Below are 23,699 nucleotides of genomic sequence, written 5' to 3' on the forward strand. Positions count from 1 at the left end.
TGGAATAACTTACTGCAAGGAGGTCTTCAGATCAATTGGGGCCAGGGGCGGGGCCATTACCGGCTTCTCCTGCCGGATGGTGGATTTTTTCCGGTTTCTGAGGTAGAAACTATACCCAGATAGGATCCCCTTGATTTCGGCCCAGAGGGTTCGGTTTCGGTCCTGGTACCTGGGAAACCCTCTTACCACCATCAAATAGTAGTGTTTAGGGATTACCCTGAACAGGCGCCGCTGGTAATTTGCCGTTGGCACTTGCTGCTGCTGCAGCAGGGCCGCGGTAGTAAAGCCCCGCATGTAGTAAAAGATCTGCTTCCGCAGGCCTTTCAGGTCTTTCCTGTGCTCATGGTGCACTACCGCCCTGGGATTGTAGTGAATGGCGTGGCCGTGCGCCAGAAGCCTGAACCACATCTCAGAATCGCCGCTGCAGCCGGCCGCGCCCACGTCCAGGACCTCATCAAAGTAGCCTACCTCCTCCAGCGCAGACTTCCGGAAGGCCATGTTGGCGCCCGCCCCGATGTCCCAGACCGGAGGGCCCAGCGTGAGCTGGCTTTGAAAGAAGTGCGCGTCAAAGACCTTGTCCGTGTACCCCCGGTTGAAGCTCCAGTGTTTCTCAAAAAGGTATTGCGCTTCGGTCTCCAGCTCAGACGCCAGCACCAGGCCTGTCATGGCAGCGGTGCCGGGGTTCTGGAAGGTGTCCCAGACCTGGTACACCCACAGCGGATGCACCACCACATCATCGTCCAGGTAGGCCACAATGGGGCAACTGGCTTGCTGTATGCCGGTGTTTCTGGCGATGTCTAACCCGGCGCGGGGCTCCCGCACGTAGGTAACCTCCCTGAAGGGCTGGGCCACCTTTTGGCTGCTGTCATCTGAGGGGGCATTGTCTACCACAATAATTTCCTCCGGCAAGCAGACCAGCGTCTTGAGCTGTTTCAGACATTTCTGCAGTTGTTTGGGCCGGTTCCTGGTACAGATGACCACCGAAACGGGAACCTGCGCCGGCACTGGTGCTGCCGTGTGAGGCTCCATAATAGGCTCCAGGCAATTCTTCCATTCCTGAAAGTTTTTGGCTAGCAGGGCTTGCTCCCAGGCCAGGGAGCTGGTATTGTAGCGCTCAATGGCAGGTTTAATGGCCTGGAGCAGTTGGGCGTAGTACCGGGCTTCAGAAGTAAGCGCGTTAGGGCCCAGGATCAGATGCCCCAGGGGCAGGTTCTTCCACCAGAACACCAGGTAATTTCCCTGGTTCTTGCCCAGCAGGGGCGGCACCGAGATGGACTTGTCCAGCGAAAGGTGGGTGATATGATAGGGCCAATGCTTGTTCATGGGGCGTGCGTAAATTGATGGGCTAAACAAGTTCTGGGAGGGTCTGTTCTATCCTGAAGGGAAGCTTGGGCCTCACGGAGCCCATCCATTTCCCAAACCATTTAATGTCTCCCCTGAAGTCTTCCAGTTCAAAAGACAGGCACTCCTCAAAGTAAAACAGGTCAAGCGACGTGTCTTTCACAATGATGAGGGAAATGTAGTAAGAGCCGTCGTTGAGCAGGTTGCCCGGTATGAGGCACTCGCCCTCCACCAAGCCTTTCTGGCACTGAATGGAAGGGGAGGGAACGTCAAAAATGCATTCGCCCCCGTAGGAGAACAGGTGCAGCCCCACGCTTAACTCCTGGTCTTCCGCCAGGTTCCAGAACTGGAACTTGACAGTGATGGGAGTGCGGATGTCCAGGGGGGCGCCCGGGTGGTCAAGGTGCGGAATCAGCTCCAGTTTGCTGAACCTGATCAGGTCGTTGCCGGGGGCCGTTGCAGGGGTATCCCATTCCTGTTTGAGCATGTTCTTCTGCACCTTGCTGATGTACTTGTTCACCACGGCGGTTACGTCGCCTATTTCCTGCAGGCGGCCTTTGTCCAGCCACAGGGCTTTGTTGCACAGGTTGTTGACGGCCTGCATGGAGTGGCTCACAAACAGGATGGTTCGGCCGTGCCCGTGCGACACTTCGCGCATTTTGCCCAGGCACTTTTTCTGGAACTCGGCATCGCCCACGGCCAGAACCTCATCCACAATAAGGATATCTGGTTCCAGGTGGGCCGCCACCGCAAACGCCAGCCGCACGTACATGCCCGAGGAGTAGCGCTTCACCGGCGTATCAATGAACTTCTCAATGCCAGAGAAGGCCACGATCTCATCAAACTTGCTCTTGATCTCGGGTTTGCTCATGCCCAGGATGTAGCCGCTGATGTAGATGTTCTCCCGGCCGGTCAGCTCCTGGTGAAAGCCTGTTCCTACCTCCAGCAGGCTGCTGATCTTTCCTCTGCCCCTCACGTACCCCTGGGTGGGGCGCACAATGCGGGAGATGATTTTGAGCAGAGTAGATTTACCCGAGCCGTTGCTGCCAATAATGCCCAGGGCATCTCCCTGGTCAACCCCAAAATTAACGTCGCGCAGAGCCCACAGGAATTGCCTATCGTTGGCGGGGGCGTCGTCTTGCAGGTCAAAAAAGGGATCGTGCTTCTTGAGCACCGAGGAGTTCCACCAGCGCTGCAGGTCTTGCCTGAGAGAGCCCGTGCCAATGGTGCCCAGCTTGTATAGCTTTGATAGGTTCTCAACTTCTATGATGGTATTGGCCATGCCGCTTGCGCTTAAACAATGTCTATGAGTTTATCGCCCTGCTTGTTGAACACCAGGGTAGCCGCCAGCAAACTGATGGCGGCAAAACTTACGCTGTAGAGAAGGCCGGGCACCGTCACGGTTCCTTCACCAAGCAGGGCATACCGGAAAAGCTCAAACAAGGGCGTGAGCGGGTTTATCTCCACCAGCCAACGGACTTTCTCCGGCACCGCCCCCATCGGGTAAATAACCGGGGTAATGAACATGAACAGGCGCACTCCCAGGCTGATGAAGTTCACCAGGTCACGGTATTTGGCGGTGACCACAGAGCAGAACAGACCCAACGCCAAACCTATGGCGCCAATCACCACAATGATGGCGGGCAGGGTGAGGAGCAGAGGCGTTACCGGCAGGGGCATATCCCTGAAGAGCCAGTAGTACACCATGACTAGGACGAGCAGGAACAGCTGCATCAGGAACCGCAGGAAGTGGGTGCTCACCACCGAGATAGGCATCACCAGCCGGGGAAAATACACCTTGCTGAAGATGTGGGCGTTTTCTTTAAAGGTAAAGGCCGTGCCGGAGAAGCTGTCGTTGAACAGGTTCCACAGCACGATGCCCGAGAAGTAAAACAAGAGGGGCGGAATGGAGCCCGTGGGAATCCCCACCACCTTACCGAACACCACCACATAGGTAATCAGCGTCATGATGGGTTGGATCAGGATCCAGACCGGACCAAGCACGGTTTGCTGGTAGTTTAACAGAAACTCACGCCTGATCAGGCTGGCCACCAAGTGCCGGTAGCTCCACAGTTCTTTCAGATTCCACCCCCAGTAGCTGGTTTTGCTACTTATTTCCCAATGATTCTCCTGCATTCCTGGCTAAGATTGAATATGATGCGCTGCTTGGTCTAAGAATTAGCACGGCAAGACCCGCAGGTAGTTAGTACCTTATGGTTAAAGGGCAGGCCGGCTGCAGCCAGCGGCTGAGGCTCCAAGTTGAGGATGAAGCGTTTCCATCTACTTTAGAAGCGCTTACGGCACTGCTGCTCCTTCGGGAAATACCTAGTTAAAATCGTGCCTTTGCTTGTATAAGTGATAGTTTAGATTAAATTAATTACAAATTAATAACGAAGGTGTTCTTGAGAAAGAACAGCATAGGGTAAAAAAAGCCCATAATGCATCGTTAAAGGTGGTTTTTGGTATTTATACGGCCGGGTAAAAGCGGATACAGTTTCAAGATGGTACTCCTGCAAGGAAATGGAAGCGGAGGCGACTTATGTTCAAAATGAACTTATTTTCCCAATTTGAGACAAGCCTGCGGTAGGAGGAAGGTGCTGCCGGTCCGGCGGTTTAGAGGGAATTTAGGGAAAACAGGCCCAAAACAGGGTGGGAGCATTCTGAGGGTACACTCCTGTCCTAAACTTTCATGCCAAGGACCCTTCTACAAAAACTGGCGTTTGCTCCAACTCAGGCGCTGCCCCAGGCTGGGCCCTTGTCCATTTTGCTACCCCTGCCGCATTTCCTGTAAGGGCCTGTCCCACTTTGGCTGCCAAGAATGTGCCCTGCTTGTCCGCCTACTTAGCTGCCGGTTCAGAAACATCCTCCCTCTAACTCTGGCGCGGGCCGGCCTGGTCGCCGGTGCCGTCCCTGAGCAGGCAGCCCTCAGCTTTTAAGGCTTCTATCTCCCTTTCCAGCTCCTCTATCCTGGCCTTCAGTTCGGCAATAAGGGTGGCATTGGCCCGGCGGGCTTTCAATTCTTCCACTGCTTGCTGCATCATGCGCACCATGGCTTCCTTGTCCCAGGGCTTCATGATGTACCGGTATACGTTGGCGTTGTTGATGGCGTCTAAGATGGCATTGGTATCTGGGTAGCCGGAAACTATGATCCGGACGGCGTCTTTGTGCTCAGGAAGGTTCTTCAGGAACTGAACGCCCGACATCTTGGGCATCCGTTGGTCCACAATTACAATAAGGATGTCTTCAGCGTTGATGATGCGTAAGCCTTCTTCCCCCGACATGGCGGTAAAAACCTTGAAGTACCGCCGAAAGGTGGATTTAAAAACAACATTATTGTCTTCCTGGTCATCTACGTAGAGGATGCTTGGTTTCTCTGGTCCCTCCGGAGTAGGTGTAACAGTTTGGTGGGTGGTAATGTCCTGCATGGAGTGCTATGTTGTACAGTATGGTATATCAATAGGGGGTAATGTCTTTGCGTATAATGTAGTGTATAGTCTTAAACACTTTCCAGGATAGCCCATGGGTGTTACCGGGCATGGGCTGTTGGCCTGCGCCGGTGCACCCTCTTACAGAAGGGGAGCCTCTGGGTAAGACCCCAGTGCCAACCAGCAGTGGGACAGCCGCTAACTCCCTTAAAAACTCCTGCACCCGGGACAAAGCTTGGAGGAAAGGTCCTTATCCCGTTAAAGTGTATCAAAGTTAAGTATAATCTGATATAATATTAATTATAATAACTAACTTTTTGTAAACATAAGTAAAATAAATATTGATTTTGTTCTATGAAGCTGTGGCGCTGACTGGATAAAAGCGATAGGATTGCCAAGATAGGAGGGAAATATAAAGAGAAGAGATGCGAAGTTTATGGGGCCTGTAACCGCCTGCTGGCATTTGCGCCCCTTCAGCTAACCCAATCTGTGCCAGAAATAGAAGGAAGCCACAGCTGCCTGCTGCAAGCCTGCCCCGTTTGACTGTGGCGGGCGAGAAGGGGCTCTCATAGGGGGCGAGAAGGGCAGGTCATCACCCACTGGAACTCCAACAAAAGCGGTACAGAAGAGCACCTGCCTCAACTTCAGGGCACCTGATCTAGGGGAAGTATGGCACCTTAGTGGGCAACAGCATGGAAATCTCCGGTTTTAGGGCCGTTTTTCACCAAACAGCCCCAAAACAGAGAGTTAGTTGGGCCTCAGGAACTGGAAGAACAGCAGCCCCAGCAGGATAAAAGCCGCCACAATAATGTGCGGGATAAGGGTAATGCCGCCTGTCCGCTGCAGCGAGGCCGCCGCCAACTCCTCGTTGGGTTGTTGCGCAAGTACTTTGGTCACCTTCGCCCGGGCCTGCCGCAGGTACAGCCAGTTGCCCACAAAGCCCAGAAAGGTGCTCCAGAGAATGGTGAACGCATTGTTCACCAACGTGGTGGTGCTTTGGTTCAGCCCCAGGGCTTTGGTCAGGTTTTCTACCAGCAGCGAGAGCACCACGATCAGCACCATGGCCAGCAGGGCCTCTTTGTAGAGCTTTCGGTACAGCATCCAGAAAATCCCGAAAAAGAAAGCCCCTATGTTAAACGTGAACCTGGTGCCCTGCCGGTACTGCGCCAGTTTGTGCAAATAGTACTCGGCGTCGCTGCCAAAATAAACGCGGTAGTATTCTTCTTCAAGGTCGTTGTCGGGGGGCAGTTGGTGGGGTAACATAACGCGTAGTTTGGGTGAGAGGCTGTACCAGCGCCTAAAGATAACAGACGCCTCCCATTCTGCGGTGCCCCCGTGGCTGAATTGCCCGTTTTAGGCCGCTTTTATAAAAAGTAGCCCGGCAGCCGCTCGCCTCCGGGGCCGGGTACGCTCCGGAGGCGAGCGTCTGCCGGCGCCTCCCCACGCCAGCGGACGCCCCAATTTTTTTCCCGCCCGGGACCAGATAAATTCAAACGGAGCCCGTACACGCTCTGTGATGATTGTACAACCGTGGAAAAGCAGATAAAGAAGCGCGCCGGCAAGAGAAAGTATTGGCTGGTGGGCGGGGCCGTGGTGCTGGTGATAGCGGTACTGCTGGGCGTGGTGGCGCATTACCTGGACTCCTGGGCCGCCGCCAAGCTGAAGAAGCAGGTAAGCACCAAATCTGGGGGCCTGTACGCGCTGCAGTTAGGGGCGGTGGACATTTCGCTGCTAGCCGGTTCGGCCGCTCTGGACCGCTTGGAGCTTACCCCAGACAGTGCCGTGTGGCACCAGTTGCAGAAAAAAAACCCGGCCAAGGCCCCCGCCAGCATCAGCCGCCTCAAGGCAGAAAGGGTCACGGTGCAGGGTATCAGCTTTGTGAAGCTGCTGATGGGAGGCCCGCTGGGCGTACACACGGTGGAGCTGCAAAAGCCCGAGCTCTGGGTGCGGCAGATGAAGAAAGATACCGCCTCAAAACCGCTGCACCAGAAACTGGGACCGCAGTTCCAACAGATGACCATCCAGGAGATCAAGGTCAGTGAGGGCGTTTTCCACCTTTTTTCAGAGAAACAACCCCAAAACAGCCTGCTAAGCCTGCAAGACATTGAACTGCGGGCCCACGGAACAAGGCTGGACAGCACCTCTTACCACGACAACGCCCGGGCCTTTTACAGCGAGTACGTCACCTTCAGCGCCAAAGGGGGCACCTTCAACCTCCCCGGCGGTGATTACCGGGTAAAGGGCGGCACCATCAGCTTTTCTACCCAAGACCGGAAAGCGGGGCTGCAGAACGTGTGCCTGATTCCGCTGCGCAGCGCGGCCGAAATGTCCAGCAGGGCGGGCGAGGCGGTAACCAGGTTCAGGGTGCAGGTGCCGGAGGTGCGCATGCGCAAGCTGGATTTCGCAAATCTGTTCCGGCACTCCAACCTGTACATGGAAACCCTGCAGGTGCTGAAGCCCACCGTGCAGACGTTCAAAGACGGCAAGAACTTTCCAACCAAAGGCCAGGGCTACCTGCCCCACGACCTGGTCCAGCAGCTGCCGTTTGGCCTGAACGTGCGCACCGCCGAAGTGAAGGACCTGTATGTGCGCTACGAGGAACTGTCTGAGAAGGCGTTCAGGACGGGGTACGTCACGGGGAGCGACATTGATTTTACCATCACCAACCTCACCAATGACCAAGACCTCATCTCGCACAAAACTCCCGCAATCCTGAAAGCCAAGGGCTTCATCATGGGCAAGGCGCTGCTGCAGGCCACCGTACGCCTGCCGCTCTTAGACCCCAACGGGTACCATTCCATTGAGGGCACCATTGGGCGGGGCAACCCGGCCATACTCAACCCGGTCATTGAGCCCAGCATGTTTGTGCGCGTGAAAAGCGGGTACGTGCAGCGGGGTGCGTTCAGGGTTGAGCTCAACAAGACCTCGGCCAAAGGCTTCCTGCAGCTGCAGTATGATGACTTCAAAGTAGATCTGCTCAACAAATCGCCGGAACGCAAGCAGTCGTTGGGCCGGAAGCTCAAGTCGGTGCTGGCCGATAAACTGGTGCTGAAGTCAGACAGCGAGCAGAATGGCAAAGCCCCGCGCCAGGGCTCCATCCAGGTACAGCGCAGGACTGAGCGCTCTTTCCTTACCTACTGGAAAGACTGCCTGGCCAACGGGGTGCTCTCGGTGATTGGGGCGCCTATGTGAGGAGAGCCAGCCCCGTTTGGGCCCAAATTCCGGCAGATGGGGCGCAGGGTATCTTTGAAGTTCAGGCCGTAAGCCCTACCTTGAGGCAACGTACACCCCAAGATGCTTTTTGGTGCCATCGCCTATGAACTACCTTATGCGCCTGCTTCCACTTGTTTTTCTGATGATGACCGTGACGACCCAGGCCCAGAACCAACCCAAAGACGTGCTCCGGCAGAAAACCCAGCAGCAACTGCAAGCCATTATTGACGCCTCGCCGGCCGTGACCGGACTGGTGGCCGTGGACCTCACCTCGGGCGAGGCTTTTTCCTTCAATGCCCAGGCGGTGTTTCCGCAGGCCAGCGCCATCAAGGTGCCCATCTTGCTGGAGGTGTACAGGCAGGCCCACAACGGCAAGTTCAGGCTCACCGACCTGCGTCCCATTGCTCCCGGGCAGGTGGTGGGCGGCACCGGCATCATCAAAGATCTGCCAGACACCACGGCGTTCAGCATCCGGAACCTGGCCGTGCTCATGATCGCCCTCAGCGACAACACCGCCACCAATGCGCTCATAGACCTGGTGGGCATGAAGCACATCAACGCCTCTTTGCAGGCCATGGGGCTGAAGCAGACCCGCGTGCAGCGCAAGATGATCCAGGCGGCGGCCTCGGGAAGGGGCGAGGAGAACATCTCCACGCCCGCCGAGGCGGCCCGCCTCCTGCAGCTGCTCTACAAAGGCGAGTTCCTCAGCAAAGAAACCTCGGCCGAGATTGTCGCCATCCTGCAGAAGACCAACCGTGAAACCAGCCGGCTGGCCCCGGGCCTGCCCGCCCACGTGCCCCTGGCCTTTAAGCCGGGCATTCTCAACGGCGTCTCCACCGAGTGGGCCCTGGTGCTGCTGCCCGAGCGGCCGTACGCCGTGGCTGTGATGGAGAACTACAAAGTGCCGGGCCAGGCAGAACGCGTGGTGGAAGATCTTTCTAAGGTACTGTACCAGTACTTCTGGCGCCTGGGCAACGCCACCCGCTACGGCACCTACGTTGATCCTAAACTGATAAAGTAACCCGTTTATGCGCTTCTCCTCCCTGTTTTTGCCCCTGTTGGGCGTTCTGTTTTTGGTCGCTTTCAGCGGAAACGGGCAGAAAACCAGGAGCCCCCTGGCCGGTAAGATCATTTGCCTGGATGCCGGGCACGGCGGCACCGCCCAAACCGATGCCTACCGCGTTGGGCCTACCGGCGAGCGCGAAGAGTGGATCAACCTGCGGGTGGCCTTGCTGTTGCAGAAAATGCTGGAAGAGAAAGGCGCCACCGTGCTCATGACGCGGGTACAGGACCAGCACGTGCCCTTTGAGGACCGGGTACAGCTGGCCAGGCAGAACAAAGCCCAGGTCTTCCTGTCCATTCACCACAACGCCACCGCCGACTCTTCGGTGAACTTCCCCATTATCTATTACCATGGCTACGCCGCAGAGAACCGGGGGAGCGTTGCCCTGGCCAGAAACATTGCCCAGGCCCTGGTGAAGCACCATTATAAGACCAACGTGCCCAGTTCCATCGCCTCAGACCATACCATCTTCCCCACCGCCGGGGCCAAGGTCCTGCGCGACAGCTACGGCATACCGGCCGTGATTGCCGAGGCCTCGTTCTTTACCCACGCCCCCGAGGAAGCCCGCTTAAAGCAGCCCGAGTACAACCGGCAGGAGGCCCTAGCGTACGTGGCGGCCCTGGAGGCGTTTTTCAGGAAGACCCCGCCGCCCATCTTGCCCAAGAACTCCAAACACACGCTGCCGCCGTTCAGGGCCGCCCAGGAAGCGGAACGCATGAGCCCCTCTGCCAAGCGCTGGCTCCAGGACTACCAGGCCGGCCTCCAGCTGCTGCGGCAGAAAAAAGACACCGCCTCCATGCGGCAAGCCTATGACCTGTTCACCCGCTCGGCCAAATCGTTTCCAGATTCTTACGTGGCGGCCCTGTGCCACCAGCACCGCGCCACCCTGCTCAGGCGCCTGGGCAAACCCAAGGAAAGCCGGCAGGAAGCCCTGAGGGCGAGGGAATTCTACGTGCGCCTGAAGAAGTAAACAACCGTTTTAGGGCAGATTTCCGGAAAACAGCCCCAAAACCTTGCTGGTGGGGCGCGGGCCACCTGAGGGGGGCAAGCTAAGCCTGCGGCACTGGTTGGCTTAGGGGCAGAACCAGAGCGTGCGCCTGGCAAGGGCTGACTGGTGGGACTTTCCAGGAGAACCGCCCCAGCGCGGGTTGCATGACATAGGATTTGCTGCATATTTTAGCCGCTTCTTATGAACCCAACGCCCACCTTCTAACCCAAGCCCCCATGTACAGAAGCTTTCTGCTGGCCCTTGCCAGTGCCTGCCTTTTCCTGCCCTCCTGCTCCTCCACAAAAGTCCCCGTACAGGAGGAGGTTGCCGCGCCAAGCCCCGCCCCGCCCAATTACCACGTTGAGAAAGAATTCAGGGCCGCCTGGGTGGCCACCGTGGCTAATATCAACTGGCCCAGCAAACCCGGCCTGAGCACCGAGGAACAGCAGCGCGAAGCCCTTCAGTTGCTGGATTTTCTGCAGCAGCACCACTACAACGCCGTGATCTTCCAGGTTCGGCCGCAGGCCGATGCCCTCTACAAAAGTGATCTGGAGCCCTGGTCGTATTACCTCACCGGCCAGCAGGGCAAAGCACCCGAGCCCTACTATGATCCGCTGGAGTTCTGGACCGAAGCCGCCCATGACCGGGGGCTGGAGCTGCACGTGTGGCTCAACCCGTACCGGGCGCACCATACCGCCGGCGGCCCCATCAGTGAGCAATCCATCGTGAAGAAGCGGCCCGAGCTGGTGGTGCAGCTGAAAGAAGGCTACCACTGGCTGGACCCCGCCCAGCAAGGCACCCAGGACCATTCCTACGCCGTGGTGATGGACCTGGTGAAGCGCTATGATATTGACGGCGTGCACTTTGACGATTACTTCTACCCGTACCCGTCTTACAACGGCGAAGAAGATTTCCCCGATGACGTGAGCTGGAAAGCCTACCAGCAATCGGGCGGCACGCTGTCACGGGGTGACTGGCGGCGGCAGGCCGTGAACCAGTTCATTGAGCGGCTGTACAAAGGCATTAAAACCCAGAAACCGCACGTGAAATTCGGGTTGAGTCCGTTTGGGATCTGGCGGCCGGGCTACCCCGCCTCGGTGCAAGGCTTTGACCAGCACGACCAACTCTACGCCGATGCCCGCCTGTGGCTCAACAAAGGCTGGATAGACTATTTCTCGCCCCAACTGTACTGGAAAATAAACCAGATTCCGCAGAGTTTCCCCGTGCTGCTGGGCTGGTGGGACCAGGAAAACCGACTCCGCCGCCACCTGTGGCCCGGCATCAGCGTGGGCCGCGACAGCAGCGCCGGGAACGTGCAGGAGATCATGAGCCAGATCATGATTACCCGCGGCATGCTGCCCAACAGCAAAGGCGTGGTGCACTGGAGCATTTCCTCGGTGACCAAGAACCCGCCCATGGCCCAGGCCTTGTTGAAGGGTCCCTATAAAAACGATGCCCTGGTGCCCGCCAGTTTGTGGCTGGATGACAAAAAGCCCGAGGCCCCAAGCGTCAGCACCGAGGTGCAGGGCGATTCGGTGCGCGTGGTCTGGGTACCCAAAGATGAGAAAGACGCCTTCCGGACGGTGCTCTACTACCAGTACGGCCAGGCCTGGAACTACAAAGTCCTGACCCGGAAAGACCGGTCCTTTACCTTGACCCGGGCGCTGCCAGGCAAAGCCGGCGCCCCGCAACCGCTCCTGAAAGTAGCCGTTTCCGCCGTTGACCGGGTGGGCAATGAAAGCGAACGCAACGAGATTGCGGTTCCCCAAGCCGGTATTTAGGTAGTAGACGAACCCCGGGAGAAGTTTTCGCTAAGGACGCCCGAGAGGTACCTTTCGCGCTTTTTAACTTAGATTCTCCTTTTGAGAGGAGAATCTTCTCCCATTCTCAGGTACACATGGTGTGCCCCTCTACCGCAAGGCCCCGTTTTCTCCTCCAGGGAAAAGTGGGGCCTTGTGCCGTTTGGAGGGTAGTGGGGCCTTGTAGAAGCACCGGGATCCGTGCACAGGCGAATCTCTCCTTGATAAAATCAGCCGGGCTGATACTTCCGGTAATAAGCAGGTAACGGACTACTGAGAGAAGGAAGGCTTTCTTACCCGAAGCTTTCAACCCGTGGCAAAATAGTCCTGTATCCAATCGCGCAGGCTTTTCAGGTGGGGGTGTTCTTTTTTGAAGGCGGCTAGGTCTTTCAGGAACACGGCATCGTGCTCGTTCACCCACTTGAACATCTTGTATAAATTCCGGCCCATGAACAAGCGGGTGAGGAACATGGGTAGTTTTTGGTAGCGGACCTCCTTGCCCAACACCTCTGAGAAGATGGCGGCTACCTGGGCAAGGGTGAGTTGTTCGGCGGCCAGGGTGATGGTGCTGCCCTGGTAGGGCGCAGGGTGGGAGAAGATGTGGGCGCTGATTTTCCCGATGTCCTGCGCGCTGATGAATTGCTGGACTACCTCCTTCTTGACCGGGGAAACCAGCTTGCCCTTCCTGATTCTGCTGGCCACCGGCGGAAGCAAGAAGTTCTCGTACAATGAAGCGGGCCTGAGGATGGTGTATGAGAGCTGCGTACCACGGAGGTGCTGCTCAATTTTCCCCTTGCTCTCCCAGTGCGGGATTCCCGTGTGTGCATCGGCCCCGGTGACTGAGGAATAGATGAAATGAGGCACGCTGTACTGTACCGCCAATTCTGCCAAACCAATGCCCTGCCGTACTTCTTTTTCGGGGCCCTGCTCAAATGCCTGCACGCTGAAGACCCCAGCCACTCCGGCCAGGTGCTGCCCAAAGGAAGCTGGTTGGTCCAGATCGCCGGGCACCAGCTCGGCCCCAAGCTGCTGCAACTGCCGGGCGGCGGGCGAAGCGGGCTTTCTGGTAAGGGCCTTCACCCTGAAACCACTGGAAAGCAAATGCCGGGCAACTGCCCCGCCCTGTTTGCCGGTAGCACCCGTCACCAAGATAGTGGGAGCGTTCTCCATAGCCGTATGCGGAAGGTTTGAGCGGAGGTTGGTACGTTTCTGGGCTACTTTCCAGAAAACCGGGCAAAAACTAGCTGGCCCACCAGAGCAGAAGCTGTTGGGCGAGGAGTAGTAAGTCAGACGGGAAGGCCAGTCCTCACGTCCAACCTATTGGCCTGGCTCCAATTCTGCCGATCTATTCGGCGGTGGTTGGGTCAATGACGGTGGCAACCTGATGGACTGCGTTCGCGGGAAATCCGCCCTGGCGGGCATGCTCCCGAACGGCCTCCTCATCTGGGGCGATGTAGACACAAAAAATCTTGTCGCCGGTGACGTAGCTCTGCTGCCACTGAATCTGCGGCCCCATGTTGCGGAGCACGCCGCAGGAAGTCTGGGAAATGCTTTTCAGTTGGTCGGCGGTGAGCTGGCCGGCCCCGGGAATTTCCCGTTCAATCACGTACTTGGGCATCTCTTTACAGGATAAAGATGGTTCCTACTCGTCTGGCTTTTCGGGAACGCCTCGTTTTTGCCGTGGTTTCTGAGCTCCACTTTCTGCTGGGAACATTGCGTCAAGAAAGGGCAGGGGAAAGCTCTTTCTACCGGAGGGGCAGGGACGTGGGGAGGAGAGGGGGCGTAAACGTGTTTCTCGCGCAGGGAGAAGAGGAGCCGGTCAGGTAATCTGCCCCAAAAGGCCTCCTGATTCCTGTATGAAAGTACAAATTAACCCTGGAAAAAGCTAGAGCTGCCGCCAGCCTGCCGGCGAAACACCAATGTTTTAGGGCCGTTTCCCAGAAAACAGGCTTAAAATAGCTTGGAGAGGGTGGGGAGAAGCTGAAAGAGCAGGACGCGCCGCTGGCCTGGTAGGCGGTAGCCTTACACCGTTCTGTTGCCCGGGCTAACCGCAAGTATCACGGAGAAAACCGCCAGGATGAGCGTAACAGGAGTGAAGATCAGCTTTTCTAAAGGACTGTTGGAAAACAGGTTGCCCACCGTGTTCAGCAGAAAGACCCCAAACATCCCCCACATGGCGCCGGTGAGCAGCCGGGGAGACACGTTCAGGCGCAGGTAACCCGCCTGCAGCAGGGAAATGAAGAAAAACAGCACGTTCAGGGCCAGGGCCGCGGTTTCCAGCTGGTACATCTCTTCCTGCGTGGTGATGCGGCCGCCGCCCACAATGGTATACGGAATCACCGAGGCCAACACCAGAAGATGGAAAACAATGGTAAGTCCGAAGAGGAGGACCATGCCTTTTGCTGCAATGCTTTTCATACGGTTTGGGAAAAGTTTAGGGAAAACAGCCGGAAAACAGGCCCAAAGTACGAATATCTAAAACATTAGCAAATACCTATATAATGCAGCCCACCGCCCCGCAGCCAGTCCCCGCTCCTCTGGCAGTTTATAGCACTTGGTGGTAGCAGCAGGCGCCAAGTACAAGCCCCAACAGGTAAGATCCCGGGGAAAAGACCCAGCTACGCGCTTTCCGCCAAACTCCGCAATCCGCCCCAGGGATACTGGGCAAACTAAACGGAGGGGGTGCGCCCCCAGAGCCGACCGCAAGTGCCAGGTGTTATGCCCGGTGTTTTGGGCCCGTTGTCGGGTAAATGGCCCCGAAATAAGGTTCCGGCCCAGGTGCAAGCCTTTATCTGGGGCCGGGCGTGGTATTCTGCGGCCGGCCCCTGCAAATGCCGGAAAGAAATCGCACCTTTGCAGCTGGTTTCTGGTTGTACTCTTCGTACAAAGAGAGATTGCTTCTACTCGGCCGCTGGCCGAAACCCCATCACCCATGAGATTCGACGATTACCATATCAACCCCGCCATTAAGAAAGCCCTGGAGAAACTGGGCTTCAAGAAACCCACCGATATCCAGTTCAAGGCCATTCCGCCCATCCTGAAGGGAGAGGACGTGCTGGCCATTGCCCAGACAGGTACCGGCAAGACCGCCGCGTTTGCCATTCCGGTGCTGCACATGCTGCATGAGCGCAAGCAGTACAGCCGCCGCGACGGCATCAAGTGCCTGGTGATGGTGCCCACCCGCGAGCTGGCCATCCAGATCACCGAGGTGTTCCAGACCTTGGGCAAGCACACGCGGGTAAACACGTTCAGCGTGTTTGGGGGCGTGGAGCAGGGGCCGCAGATTCAGCAGCTGGAAGACGGCATTGACGTGCTGGTGGCCACCCCGGGCCGCATGTTTGACCTGGTGAGCCAAGGGCACATCCGGCTGGAGCGCGTGGAAATGCTGATCCTGGACGAGGCCGACCATATGCTGGACCTGGGCTTTATCAAAGACATCAGGGACGTGCTACGCCACCTGCCCCGCAAGCGGCAAACGCTGTTCTTCTCGGCCACCATCAACGAGCACATCAAAGACCTGGCGTACTCGCTGGTGACCAAGCCCATTAGAATCCAGATTTCGCCCAAAGACCCCGTGTCCAAAAACGTGGACCACTCGGTGGCGTACGTGGAGATGGACGACAAACGCTTCTTTCTGGAGCGCGTGGTGAAGGAAAACGAGGGCAGCAAGATTCTGGTGTTCGTGCGGACTAAGGTGCGGGCCGAGCGGGTGCACAAGGCCATGGAGCGCGTGGGCATTAAGACCGAGACCCTGCACGGCGACAAAGAGCAGAAAGACCGCTTGGCCGCCCTGAACCGCTTCAAACGCGGCGACGTGAAAGTGCTCATCGCCACCGACGTGAGCTCCCGCGGCATTGACATTCCCAGCGTGGAGTACGTGGTGAACTATGATCTGCCCGACGTGCCCGAAAACTACGTGCACCGCGTGGGCCGCACCGGCCGGGGCACCCAGAAAGGAAAATCCGTCTCGTTCTGCAGCCCCGAGGAGAAACCCATTCTGGACGAGATTGAAGGTTACCTGGGCAAGCCCATCAAGGTGCTGGAAATCCAGAAAGAAGACTACTCCGCCACCATTGACTTCTCTGCCGAGGTGAAACCTGATCTGAAGAGTTTGCTGAAAGAGGTAGAGGAGTTTGAGAGCCAGAAAAAAGGCAAGAAGCGAGGCAAGAAGTAGACGTTTACGATTTGGTTTGTACTCCCTGTTTCGGGGCTGTTTTCACGAAAACAGCTCTGAAGTAGGGAGTTACTTTTTAAGGGGTAGAGGGTTCGCTGGTGTACCTGAGACCCACCCCTGCCCCTCCCAGGAGGGGAGTTGCTGTGAGAGACGTTCTTTGTGCGGGAGAATGATTTTGGTGGGGGAGAATGACTGGTGACTTTTGGTTTGGTGTTGTGTTTGGGGAGATGGATGAAATCTGATATGACCAGTATCACAATTCACGTGTCTGCTGATGCTTTCAGTACTCAGTCCTTGCCAACAAAACGGATCTTCAGACCACGCATTCCCGATACTCCCCTCCTGGGAGGGGCAGGGGGTGGGTTCAACCCGCATCCCGAAGCTTACTGCAGCCCATTCTCTTCCACCCAAATCTCAATCGTGCGCAGCACGTTGGCCATGTCCTGCTTTACTTCTTCATCAGAAAACCGGAGGAAACGCACGCCCAACCTCTCCAGCCGTTGCTGCCGAAGTTCATCTTCTGCGAAGGAGTAATCATGGCTTTCTCCGTCTATCTCAATGGCCAGTTGTAAATCCTTGCAGTAGAAATCCACAATGAAGCGATCCAAGGGTTTTTGCCGGTCGAAGTCCAGTCTCAGAAGTTGCTTGTTCCTCAGTTCGTTCCAGAGGAGTATTTCGGCCAGTGTGCTGTTTTGGCGGAGTTTCCTGGCTAGTTCCTTCAGATAAGGCTTATATGGGATGATGGTGCGGCGCATGGGCAGGCTTCTTTTTACCCACCCCTAACCCCTCCCAGGAGGGGAATAGTTCACTACTGCTGGCAGCTTCATGCCCTTAGAAGAAAGTTTATTCTTTAAAATATGCTACGAACATAACGTGAACAGCTGCATGAACTTTCGCCACGTTCTTCTTCGCACATACACACCAACTCTACCCGATACTCCCCTCCTGGGAGGGGCAGGGGGTGGGTCAACAACCGTCCCCCACCCAATACCTTTCACTACAACAACACGCTTACTGCACCCACCATCTATCTCTCTCTCCTCCTGCACCTACAACTGGTTTGTATCTCATTTAAGCTAAGTGTGATAAAATAGGCCTAAACTTATCAAATAATAGTTCGTAATTTATTTTTAGGTTTACCTAAAAATATGTTTAAGCCTATTAAACACTGACTATGGGAAAACAGCTACTCTCCGTACTTGCTTGCTTTCTACACTTTGTTGCCGCTGCCCAGCAGGTAACCATAACCGGAAGCGTAAAAGATGCGCAAACCCGGGAACCGCTGGGGTTCTGCAACATCAGCGTGCTGCACTCCACCCTCGGGACCATGGCTGATGAAAAAGGAAGGTTCTCGCTCAAGCTTCCGCAGAACCAGAGTAACGCCCGGCTGGTGGTTTCCTTTTTGGGCTACCAGAATGATACCATCCAACTGCAGCCGGGGAAAACCAGCTATTCCGTGCACCTTCGGCCCATGGCCGGTAAACTGAACGAGGTGGTGGTGACGGGCACCATGAAAGAGGTGAGTCGGTTGGAGAGTCCGGTGCCGGTGGAGGTATACACGCCCACGTTCTTCAGGAAAAATCCCACGCCCAGCCTGTTTGAGGCCGTGGGCCTGATCAACGGCGTGCAGCCGCAGCTCAACTGCAACGTCTGCAACACCGGCGACATCCACATCAATGGCATGGAGGGGCCATACACGCTTATTCTCATAGACGGGATGCCCATTGTGAGTAGCCTTTCCACGGTGTACGGCCTCAACGGCATCCCCAACAGTCTGGTAGAACGGCTGGAGGTGGTGAAGGGACCGGCGGCTTCGTTGTACGGCTCAGAGGCCATGGGCGGCATCATCAACGTGATCACCAAAAGTCCGCTCAAGGCACCCAGGGTGAGCGCCGAAGTATTCGGAACCACCTGGGGCGAGATTAGTTCAGACCTGGGCGTGAAGTTCCAGGCGGGCAAGGCGCACGGATTGCTGGGCCTTAACTACTTCCATTACCAAAATCCGCTGGATAAGAATAAAGACGGCTTCACCGATGTCACCTTGCAGCAGCGGGTCTCTGTATTCAACAAATGGGATTTTGAGCGCAGCCAGAACCGCGTGGCCAGCGTGGCCGCCCGTTACGTGTACGAAGACCGATGGGGCGGGCAAATGAACTGGTCCAGGGAACACCGCGGCTCAGACCAGGTGTACGGCGAAAGCATCTACACCAAGCGCTGGGAACTGATTGGTCAGTACCAGCTGCCTTTCCCCGAGAAACTGATGGCCCAGCTTTCCCTGAACCGGCACCAGCAGAACTCGTTCTACGGCACCACGCCCTTCCTTGCCGACCAGACCGTAGCCTTCGGGCAGTTGTACTGGGACAAGCCGCTCACGCCCCGCCACAACCTGCTGCTGGGTACCTCGTTCCGCTACACCCACTATGATGACAACACGCCCGCCACAGCCTCCGCCAAGGAAGCAACCCCCCAAAACCAACCCGTGACCACGCCCTTGCCCGGCGTCTTCGTGCAGGACGAGTGGAGCCTCACCGACAAACAGAAACTGCTCCTGGGCTACCGCTACGACTATGACAAACGGCACGGGCACATCCAGTCGCCCCGGGTGGCGTACAAGTGGTCGCCGGGGCCGCAGCATACGGTGCGGGCCAGCTTCGGGACGGGCTATCGGGTGGTGAGTCTCTTCACTGAGGACCATGCCGCCCTCACCGGTGCCCGCGAGGTGGTGATCACCGAGGCGCTCGAGCCCGAGAAATCCATCAACAGCAACCTCAACTATATCTGGCAGGCCCCGCTCCAGGACTTTCTGGTGACTGTAGACGTAACCGCTTTCTACTCCCGCTTCAGCAACAAGATCATCGGGGACTTTGACGCAGATCCGCAGAAAATCATCTATTCTAACCTGCGCGGCCACGCCGTTTCCAAAGGCATCACGCTCAACTCTGAGTTCTCGTTTTACAGTCCTCTTAAACTGATGGCGGGGGTGACCTATATGCAGGTATACCAGAAAGAGGCCGAAGGCGAAGGGCCGCTGGTAAAGCGGGTGCAGTTGCATGCCCCGGAGTGGTCGGGGAATTTTCTGGCGGGCTACACGTTTGCCGGTAACTTCACCGTAGACCTCACCGGCACCTTCACCGGCCCCATGCGCCTGCCCATTTTGCCCCAGGATTACCGGCCCGAGTACTCGCCCTGGTTTAGCCTGGTAAACGTACAGCTCACCAAGAAATGGCCGAACGGGCTGGAAGTGTTTGGCGGGGCAAAGAACCTGCTCAACTTCGTACCGAAAAACCCCATCATGCGCCCCTTTGATCCATTTGACCGCACCATGGACGACCCCATCGCCAACCCGCACGGCTACACCTTTGACCCCAGCTACAACTACGCTTCCCTGCAGGGCATCAGAGGGTTTTTGGGGGTGAGGTATAACCTGGTGAAGTAAGAGCAGCAGCTGTTTTTAGCCGGTATTTATAATAACAGGCCGAAAATGGAAGACCTTTGAAAGCTCTGGACAAGTATGTGTCTTACCACTTTCATCCCTACTTTTCATACAGCAAGTTTAGCGCAGCGCAACTTGTGGTTACCATGATGCCAGTTTGTAACTGGCGCAAGGGCTCAGCCATTCACGTGGATTCTGGACATTGGACGATGCTGCGCAGGCTTGATAGGGTAATGACCTTACTTTGGCTTTGGGTAAAAGAATGCTTGGACATGTGAACCCACCCCCAGCCCCTCCCAGGAGGGGAGTATCGGGTAAAGTGGGTGGAGGGCGTTGCAGGGTAGATGTTGAAATGAAGAAAGAAACCACACTTTCATAAAAGCAACCAGCCCCTGTTTTGGCCCTATTTTCATGAAAACAGGCCTGAAGCAGGGGCTGCGTTTGCGAATAGCAATTAGAGTTAACTGTCTACATCAGAACCGTTTGGTGCCTTTCTTGAAGATAGGTTTGCCGTTGCCTTTCCAGGCTTTTCTGAGGAAGTACGCTCCGGCCAGGGCGGCAGCGCCCACGAAGAGGGCCGAGGTGGCTTTCTTGAACCTGTTGGTTGTGCTGGGGCTGCCTTTCATCCTGGCCAGGTCATAGATGGCGGGACCTTCCAGCACTTTTCCTTCCACATCAAACCGGCTGCCGTGGCAGGGGCAATCCCAGCTGGTCTCGGCTTTGTTGAAGTGCACCAGGCAACCCATGTGCGTGCACACCGCCGACACCACGTGCAGGTGACCCGAGTGGTCGCGGTAGGCGCCGTAGTTCTTGCCGTCCATCTCAATGTTCTTACCTTCGCCGGCGGCGATGTCGGCCAACTCCTCCACCTGGCTGCGGTAGGGCAGGTCTTTGATCAGTTGGAAAGCCACGTCGGCGTTTTCCTTCAGGAACTTGGCCGCGGCCTTCCTGGGGTTGTGGCGGGTGGGGGAGTAGAGCGCGGCGTAAGGGTTTTCCCGGCCCAGGATCAGGTCGCTGAGCAGCATGGCGGCCATGGTGCCGTAGGTGAGCCCATCGGCCTCAAACCCGGTGGCCACGTAAATCTCCGAGTCTTCGTCGCGGCGGCCGATGTACGGAATCCCGTCGGCGGGTTTGTACTGCTGGGCGGCCCACCGGTACTCCACAGATTGTACGTTGAACCGCTCGCGCACGTACTGCTCCAGCTTCTGGAAGTTCTCCTGGTTGTTTTCCTTATGCCCTACCTTGTGCGACTCGCCCAAAATGAGCAGGAAGTGTTCGCCCTGGTCGTTGGTGTACGGTCTGAGGGAGTGGTGGTGCCCGGCGTGGAAGGCCCAGAACGTTCCTTCGGGGTAGGGCTGGTTCAGTTTCACGGCCAGCGCATACTCGCGGTACGGGCCCAGCAGCGTGTGCAGGAACCAGATGCCCTTGGGTGTGTGCGTGGCGTGGATCACTTGCCGGGCGCGTACCTTGCCGTGCTGGGTGTGTACCGTGTGCGGCTGCCCCTCGTCTACCTTCAGCACCTTGCTGTTCTCAAAGATCTGGCAGTTGGACCCGGCGGTGCGGGCGGCCAGTTCCTGCACGTAAGCCATGGGGTTGAACTGCGCCTGGTGGTCTAGCCGCAGGGCACCGGCAATGGGGTAGGGCAGCGGCGAGGCGGTGTCATGATGGGCGGGCAAGCCTATGGCCTGGGCTACTTCCGCTTCCTTACGCACGAAACCTGCTTCGGCCTCGTGCTCTGTGAGGAAATAGAACGGAACGCGCCTGAAGTGGCAGTCCAGGCCGTGCTGCTGCACCAGTTGCTCTATCAGGTTCACCGCTTCTGTTCTGGACGCGGTTACCGCCGCAACGGTTTGCCGGTCATACTTGCTCTCCAGCAGTTGCAGGTACTGGCCCACGTAGCCGTACAGGTTCCCGGTGGAGTAGCCGGTGGTGCTCTCGGCTACTTTCAGGGCTTCCAGGACAATCACCCGTTTCCCGGCCGAGGCCAGCAGGTGGGCGGTGGTGATGCCGGTGATGCCGCCTCCTATCACAACAACATCGGTCTCCAGTTCGCCTTGCAGGGTGGGGTAGGGGGTGGGGTGGGCATCTTGCCGCCAGATAGAGGTTGTTTTCATAGAGTTATTGCTTGTGGTGGTTGCTTGCTGAGTGTTTTGTTCTTTAACGGGGTTTGTTTGAAAAAGTAAGCGGAGGGGAGTTGGGATAATGCTGGCGTTTCTGCCGGTTGGCCTTGGACTGATGGATTTGTTGGCTTTCGCTGGCGTAGTTTCCGCTTGTCTATGGACTTATGAGCTGGGTTGTTGCATAGGTTGCTTGGTGCGCTCACGGCCGCGGGGCCCCGTCTTCCGCCTTCGCGCTGTGCTCTCTCACCTGGCCCTCAAGCGAAAGACTGGAATAGGGAAATAGCCAGAAGCAGTGACGGTGCTGAGGGAATTGCAATGCTTGTCAGCAAGGCGGATTCCCCTCCTGGGAGGGGCAGGGGTGGGTTCACATTCTGCATGGTTCAAGTCTGTGAGGTGGACCTACCAAGTGGGCAGTTTGTAACTGCCGTCAGGCGTTGGGTTAGAAAACGTGCTGCAAAATTGCTCTGGGAAAACGGCTCAGGACCTTTCTCGTTGCCAGAGAAGCACCAGATACAACTTCCGGGCGGTTTTCCCGAATACAGGCACAAAACGCAGAAGAGATGCAGCAGTACTATACCGATAAAGTTGTCCTGATCACGGGTGGGGCGCAGGGCATTGGGCGCGGCATGGCGCAGGCCTTTTCCGGGGTAGGGGCCCGGGTGATCATCACCGATTTGGACCCTGAGGCAGGGGGCGATGCGCTGGCCTGGCTGGAAGCCCAGTACCTGAAAGCCGAATTCTACCCCTGTGATGTGAGCCAGGAAGACCAGGTGCAGCACCTGATGGAGCAGATTGGCCAGCAATACGGGCACCTGGATGTGCTCATCAACAATGCGGGCATTGCCTCGCCCGCCCGCAAACCCCTGGCCCAGCTGCCCATGAAAGAGTTTGACCAGGTGCTGGCAGTCAACCTGCGGGGGCCGTTCCTGTGCGCCAAGTACGCCCTGCCCCTGCTGGAGAAAGCCCTGCACCCCGCCATCCTGAACATTTCCTCTACCCGCGCCTTCATGTCTGAGCCCGATACCTTCGGGTACTCGGCCTCCAAGGGCGGGCTGGAGGCGCTCACGCACTCCCTGGCGGTCAGCCTGGGGCCGCAGCGCATCCGGGTGAATGCCATCAGTCCGGGCTGGATTGAAACCGGGCTCTGGCAGAAGGAAGGAGCTAAGAAGGAGCCCAACCACAGCCCGCAGGACAAAGCGCAGCATCCGGTGGGGCGGGTGGGCACGCCCGAGGACATCGCCCAGGCGGCCCTTTTTCTGTGCTCAGACAAAGCCTGTTTCATCACGGGGCAGCGCCTGGTCATTGACGGCGGCATGACCGTGAAAATGATTTACCAGGAGTAGCGGTTTTTTGCTTGTTTTCGCAAATTCGGCCCTGAAACGCCGGTGCCGGGACGGCCGAAAAGCCTGACCCGGGCAGCCAGGCCGTAAACCTTTACGGCCTGGTTCACGGTAAAAGAGGGAAACCTGGAAAAACACGCATGCAACATCCCCCCGAAAATCCGCTCTTGCTGTACGTCACAGATCCTATGTGTGCCTGGTGCTACGGCTTCACCCCCGTGGTCCGGCGCCTGAAGGCCCTTTGGTTCGGGCGGCTCTCGGTGCAGGTGCTGGTGGGTGGGTTGCGCCCCTACGCCCAGGACCCGCTCACCCCGGCCGACAAAGATAAAATGGCGGTGAGCTGGCACCGGTCGCAGCGCAAAACCCAGCTGCCCTTTGACTATAGCTTCTTTCTGCAACGGGAGCCGGTGTTTGATACCGAGCCCGCCTGCCGCGCCCTGCTCACGGTACGCCGGCTGCGGCCCGGCCTGTCGCTGGAGGTGCTGCGGGCCCTCCACTCGGCTTTCTACGCCGATGGGCTGGACATCAGCGATCCGGCGGTGCTGGTGGAGGTGGTGCGCCCCTTCGGCATTGACGAGAACCTGTTCCTGGCCGTGTTTGAGACCGATGAGATTTTCCAACAAACCCAGCAGGAGTTCAAGCTGGTAGAGGAGATGGGGGTGAGCACGCTGCCCAGCGTGTACTTAGACCATCCGCAGGGGCCCCGGCTTATCTCGCGCGGGTACTGCGAGCTCTCTGAGCTGGAAGACCGCCTGCTGCAGGCCATGCAGATCCCGTACTGAGGGGCCTTTTTTTGGCGGCAG

The 23,699-nt window shown here is 57.2% G+C and carries 18 protein-coding genes; 8 read left to right on the forward strand and 10 right to left on the reverse strand.

Going from position 1 to position 23,699, the window contains the following annotated elements; translation table 11 throughout:
• Nucleotides 1-9: 9 nt before the first annotated feature.
• The 5 genes from JT718_RS01220 to JT718_RS01240 form a co-directional block, all read right to left on the reverse strand.
• Nucleotides 10-1,323, reverse strand: coding sequence for a glycosyltransferase family 2 protein (locus tag JT718_RS01220; RefSeq protein WP_205499844.1), 1,314 nt, complete (start codon nt 1,321-1,323; stop codon nt 10-12).
• Nucleotides 1,324-1,345: 22 nt separating this feature from the next.
• Nucleotides 1,346-2,623 (reverse strand): ABC transporter ATP-binding protein, encoded by a 1,278-nt coding sequence (locus JT718_RS01225; protein WP_205499845.1) that lies wholly within the window; start codon nt 2,621-2,623, stop codon nt 1,346-1,348.
• A gap of 11 nt (nt 2,624-2,634) precedes the next feature.
• A complete protein-coding gene (locus JT718_RS01230) occupies nt 2,635-3,477 on the reverse strand; it encodes an ABC transporter permease (RefSeq protein WP_205499846.1) in 843 nt (280 codons plus the stop codon).
• Nucleotides 3,478-4,211: 734 nt separating this feature from the next.
• On the reverse strand, nt 4,212-4,766 hold the full coding sequence (locus JT718_RS01235) for a response regulator (RefSeq protein WP_205499847.1): 555 nt from the start codon (nt 4,764-4,766) through the stop codon (nt 4,212-4,214).
• A gap of 747 nt (nt 4,767-5,513) precedes the next feature.
• Entirely contained in the window at nt 5,514-6,029 is a 516-nt protein-coding gene (locus JT718_RS01240; RefSeq protein ID WP_205499848.1) for a DUF2628 domain-containing protein, read from the reverse strand.
• 267 nt (nt 6,030-6,296) lie between these two features.
• Here JT718_RS01240 and JT718_RS01245 point away from each other — a divergent pair, with 267 nt between their 5' ends.
• The 4 genes from JT718_RS01245 (at nt 6,297) to JT718_RS01260 (ending at nt 11,811) form a co-directional block, all read left to right on the forward strand.
• On the forward strand, nt 6,297-7,958 hold the full coding sequence (locus JT718_RS01245) for an AsmA family protein (protein WP_205499849.1): 1,662 nt from the start codon (nt 6,297-6,299) through the stop codon (nt 7,956-7,958).
• Nucleotides 7,959-8,082: 124 nt separating this feature from the next.
• Nucleotides 8,083-9,000, forward strand: coding sequence for a serine hydrolase (locus tag JT718_RS01250; RefSeq protein ID WP_205499850.1), 918 nt, complete (start codon nt 8,083-8,085; stop codon nt 8,998-9,000).
• 7 nt (nt 9,001-9,007) lie between these two features.
• Nucleotides 9,008-10,012 (forward strand): N-acetylmuramoyl-L-alanine amidase family protein, encoded by a 1,005-nt coding sequence (locus tag JT718_RS01255; RefSeq protein ID WP_205499851.1) that lies wholly within the window; start codon nt 9,008-9,010, stop codon nt 10,010-10,012.
• A gap of 254 nt (nt 10,013-10,266) precedes the next feature.
• Nucleotides 10,267-11,811, forward strand: a complete 1,545-nt coding sequence (locus tag JT718_RS01260) for a glycoside hydrolase family 10-like protein (RefSeq protein ID WP_205499852.1) — start codon at nt 10,267-10,269, stop codon at nt 11,809-11,811.
• 324 nt (nt 11,812-12,135) lie between these two features.
• On the opposite strand, the gene JT718_RS01265 is transcribed toward JT718_RS01260, so the two are convergent.
• The 3 genes from JT718_RS01265 to JT718_RS01275 all read right to left on the reverse strand — a co-directional run bounded on the left by JT718_RS01265 (nt 12,136) and on the right by JT718_RS01275 (nt 14,247).
• Complete coding sequence (locus JT718_RS01265) at nt 12,136-12,999, reverse strand: NmrA/HSCARG family protein (protein WP_205499853.1); 864 nt, start codon at nt 12,997-12,999, stop codon at nt 12,136-12,138.
• A gap of 175 nt (nt 13,000-13,174) precedes the next feature.
• On the reverse strand, nt 13,175-13,447 hold the full coding sequence (locus tag JT718_RS01270; RefSeq protein WP_205499854.1) for a DUF4242 domain-containing protein: 273 nt from the start codon (nt 13,445-13,447) through the stop codon (nt 13,175-13,177).
• A 404-nt stretch (nt 13,448-13,851) separates the two neighbouring features.
• Nucleotides 13,852-14,247, reverse strand: a complete 396-nt coding sequence (locus tag JT718_RS01275) for a hypothetical protein (protein WP_205499855.1) — start codon at nt 14,245-14,247, stop codon at nt 13,852-13,854.
• 514 nt (nt 14,248-14,761) lie between these two features.
• Between JT718_RS01275 and JT718_RS01280 the strand changes: the two genes are divergently transcribed.
• Complete coding sequence (locus tag JT718_RS01280) at nt 14,762-16,003, forward strand: DEAD/DEAH box helicase (protein WP_205499856.1); 1,242 nt, start codon at nt 14,762-14,764, stop codon at nt 16,001-16,003.
• A gap of 383 nt (nt 16,004-16,386) precedes the next feature.
• Here the strand turns inward: JT718_RS01280 and JT718_RS01285 are convergent, their stop codons facing one another.
• Nucleotides 16,387-16,758 (reverse strand): endonuclease domain-containing protein, encoded by a 372-nt coding sequence (locus JT718_RS01285; protein ID WP_205499857.1) that lies wholly within the window; start codon nt 16,756-16,758, stop codon nt 16,387-16,389.
• Nucleotides 16,759-17,177: 419 nt separating this feature from the next.
• Between JT718_RS01285 and JT718_RS20635 the strand changes: the two genes are divergently transcribed.
• Nucleotides 17,178-19,439, forward strand: a complete 2,262-nt coding sequence (locus JT718_RS20635; protein WP_205499858.1) for a TonB-dependent receptor — start codon at nt 17,178-17,180, stop codon at nt 19,437-19,439.
• 470 nt (nt 19,440-19,909) lie between these two features.
• Here JT718_RS20635 and JT718_RS01295 read toward each other — a convergent pair whose 3' ends face one another.
• A complete protein-coding gene (locus JT718_RS01295) occupies nt 19,910-21,550 on the reverse strand; it encodes an FAD-dependent oxidoreductase (protein ID WP_205499859.1) in 1,641 nt (546 codons plus the stop codon).
• Between the two features lie 566 nt (nt 21,551-22,116).
• On the opposite strand from JT718_RS01295, the gene JT718_RS01300 reads away from it, so the two are divergent.
• Together JT718_RS01300 and JT718_RS01305 are read left to right on the forward strand one after the other, a co-directional pair.
• Nucleotides 22,117-22,899 (forward strand): SDR family NAD(P)-dependent oxidoreductase, encoded by a 783-nt coding sequence (locus JT718_RS01300; protein WP_205499860.1) that lies wholly within the window; start codon nt 22,117-22,119, stop codon nt 22,897-22,899.
• 137 nt (nt 22,900-23,036) lie between these two features.
• Complete coding sequence (locus JT718_RS01305; RefSeq protein WP_205499861.1) at nt 23,037-23,678, forward strand: DsbA family protein; 642 nt, start codon at nt 23,037-23,039, stop codon at nt 23,676-23,678.
• Nucleotides 23,679-23,699 lie beyond the last annotated feature (21 nt).

It is taken from the genome of Rufibacter psychrotolerans, assembly GCF_016924645.1.
GTDB lineage: Bacteria > Bacteroidota > Bacteroidia > Cytophagales > Hymenobacteraceae > Nibribacter > Nibribacter psychrotolerans.

Coding starts and splice junctions, on each gene's coding strand:
- JT718_RS01240 (WP_205499848.1), bottom strand. CDS start 6,029: ATGTTACCCCACCAACTGCCCCCCGACAACGACCTTGAAGAAGAATAC.
- JT718_RS01255 (WP_205499851.1), top strand. CDS start 9,008: ATGCGCTTCTCCTCCCTGTTTTTGCCCCTGTTGGGCGTTCTGTTTTTG.
- JT718_RS01300 (WP_205499860.1), top strand. CDS start 22,117: ATGCAGCAGTACTATACCGATAAAGTTGTCCTGATCACGGGTGGGGCG.
- JT718_RS01285 (WP_205499857.1), bottom strand. CDS start 16,758: ATGCGCCGCACCATCATCCCATATAAGCCTTATCTGAAGGAACTAGCC.
- JT718_RS01260 (WP_205499852.1), top strand. CDS start 10,267: ATGTACAGAAGCTTTCTGCTGGCCCTTGCCAGTGCCTGCCTTTTCCTG.
- JT718_RS01295 (WP_205499859.1), bottom strand. CDS start 21,550: ATGAAAACAACCTCTATCTGGCGGCAAGATGCCCACCCCACCCCCTAC.
- JT718_RS01225 (WP_205499845.1), bottom strand. CDS start 2,623: ATGGCCAATACCATCATAGAAGTTGAGAACCTATCAAAGCTATACAAG.
- JT718_RS01250 (WP_205499850.1), top strand. CDS start 8,083: ATGAACTACCTTATGCGCCTGCTTCCACTTGTTTTTCTGATGATGACC.
- JT718_RS01230 (WP_205499846.1), bottom strand. CDS start 3,477: ATGCAGGAGAATCATTGGGAAATAAGTAGCAAAACCAGCTACTGGGGG.
- JT718_RS01305 (WP_205499861.1), top strand. CDS start 23,037: ATGCAACATCCCCCCGAAAATCCGCTCTTGCTGTACGTCACAGATCCT.
- JT718_RS01265 (WP_205499853.1), bottom strand. CDS start 12,999: ATGGAGAACGCTCCCACTATCTTGGTGACGGGTGCTACCGGCAAACAG.
- JT718_RS01275 (WP_205499855.1), bottom strand. CDS start 14,247: ATGAAAAGCATTGCAGCAAAAGGCATGGTCCTCCTCTTCGGACTTACC.
- JT718_RS01270 (WP_205499854.1), bottom strand. CDS start 13,447: ATGCCCAAGTACGTGATTGAACGGGAAATTCCCGGGGCCGGCCAGCTC.
- JT718_RS01235 (WP_205499847.1), bottom strand. CDS start 4,766: ATGCAGGACATTACCACCCACCAAACTGTTACACCTACTCCGGAGGGA.
- JT718_RS01220 (WP_205499844.1), bottom strand. CDS start 1,323: ATGAACAAGCATTGGCCCTATCATATCACCCACCTTTCGCTGGACAAG.
- JT718_RS01280 (WP_205499856.1), top strand. CDS start 14,762: ATGAGATTCGACGATTACCATATCAACCCCGCCATTAAGAAAGCCCTG.
- JT718_RS20635 (WP_205499858.1), top strand. CDS start 17,178: ATGGGAAAACAGCTACTCTCCGTACTTGCTTGCTTTCTACACTTTGTT.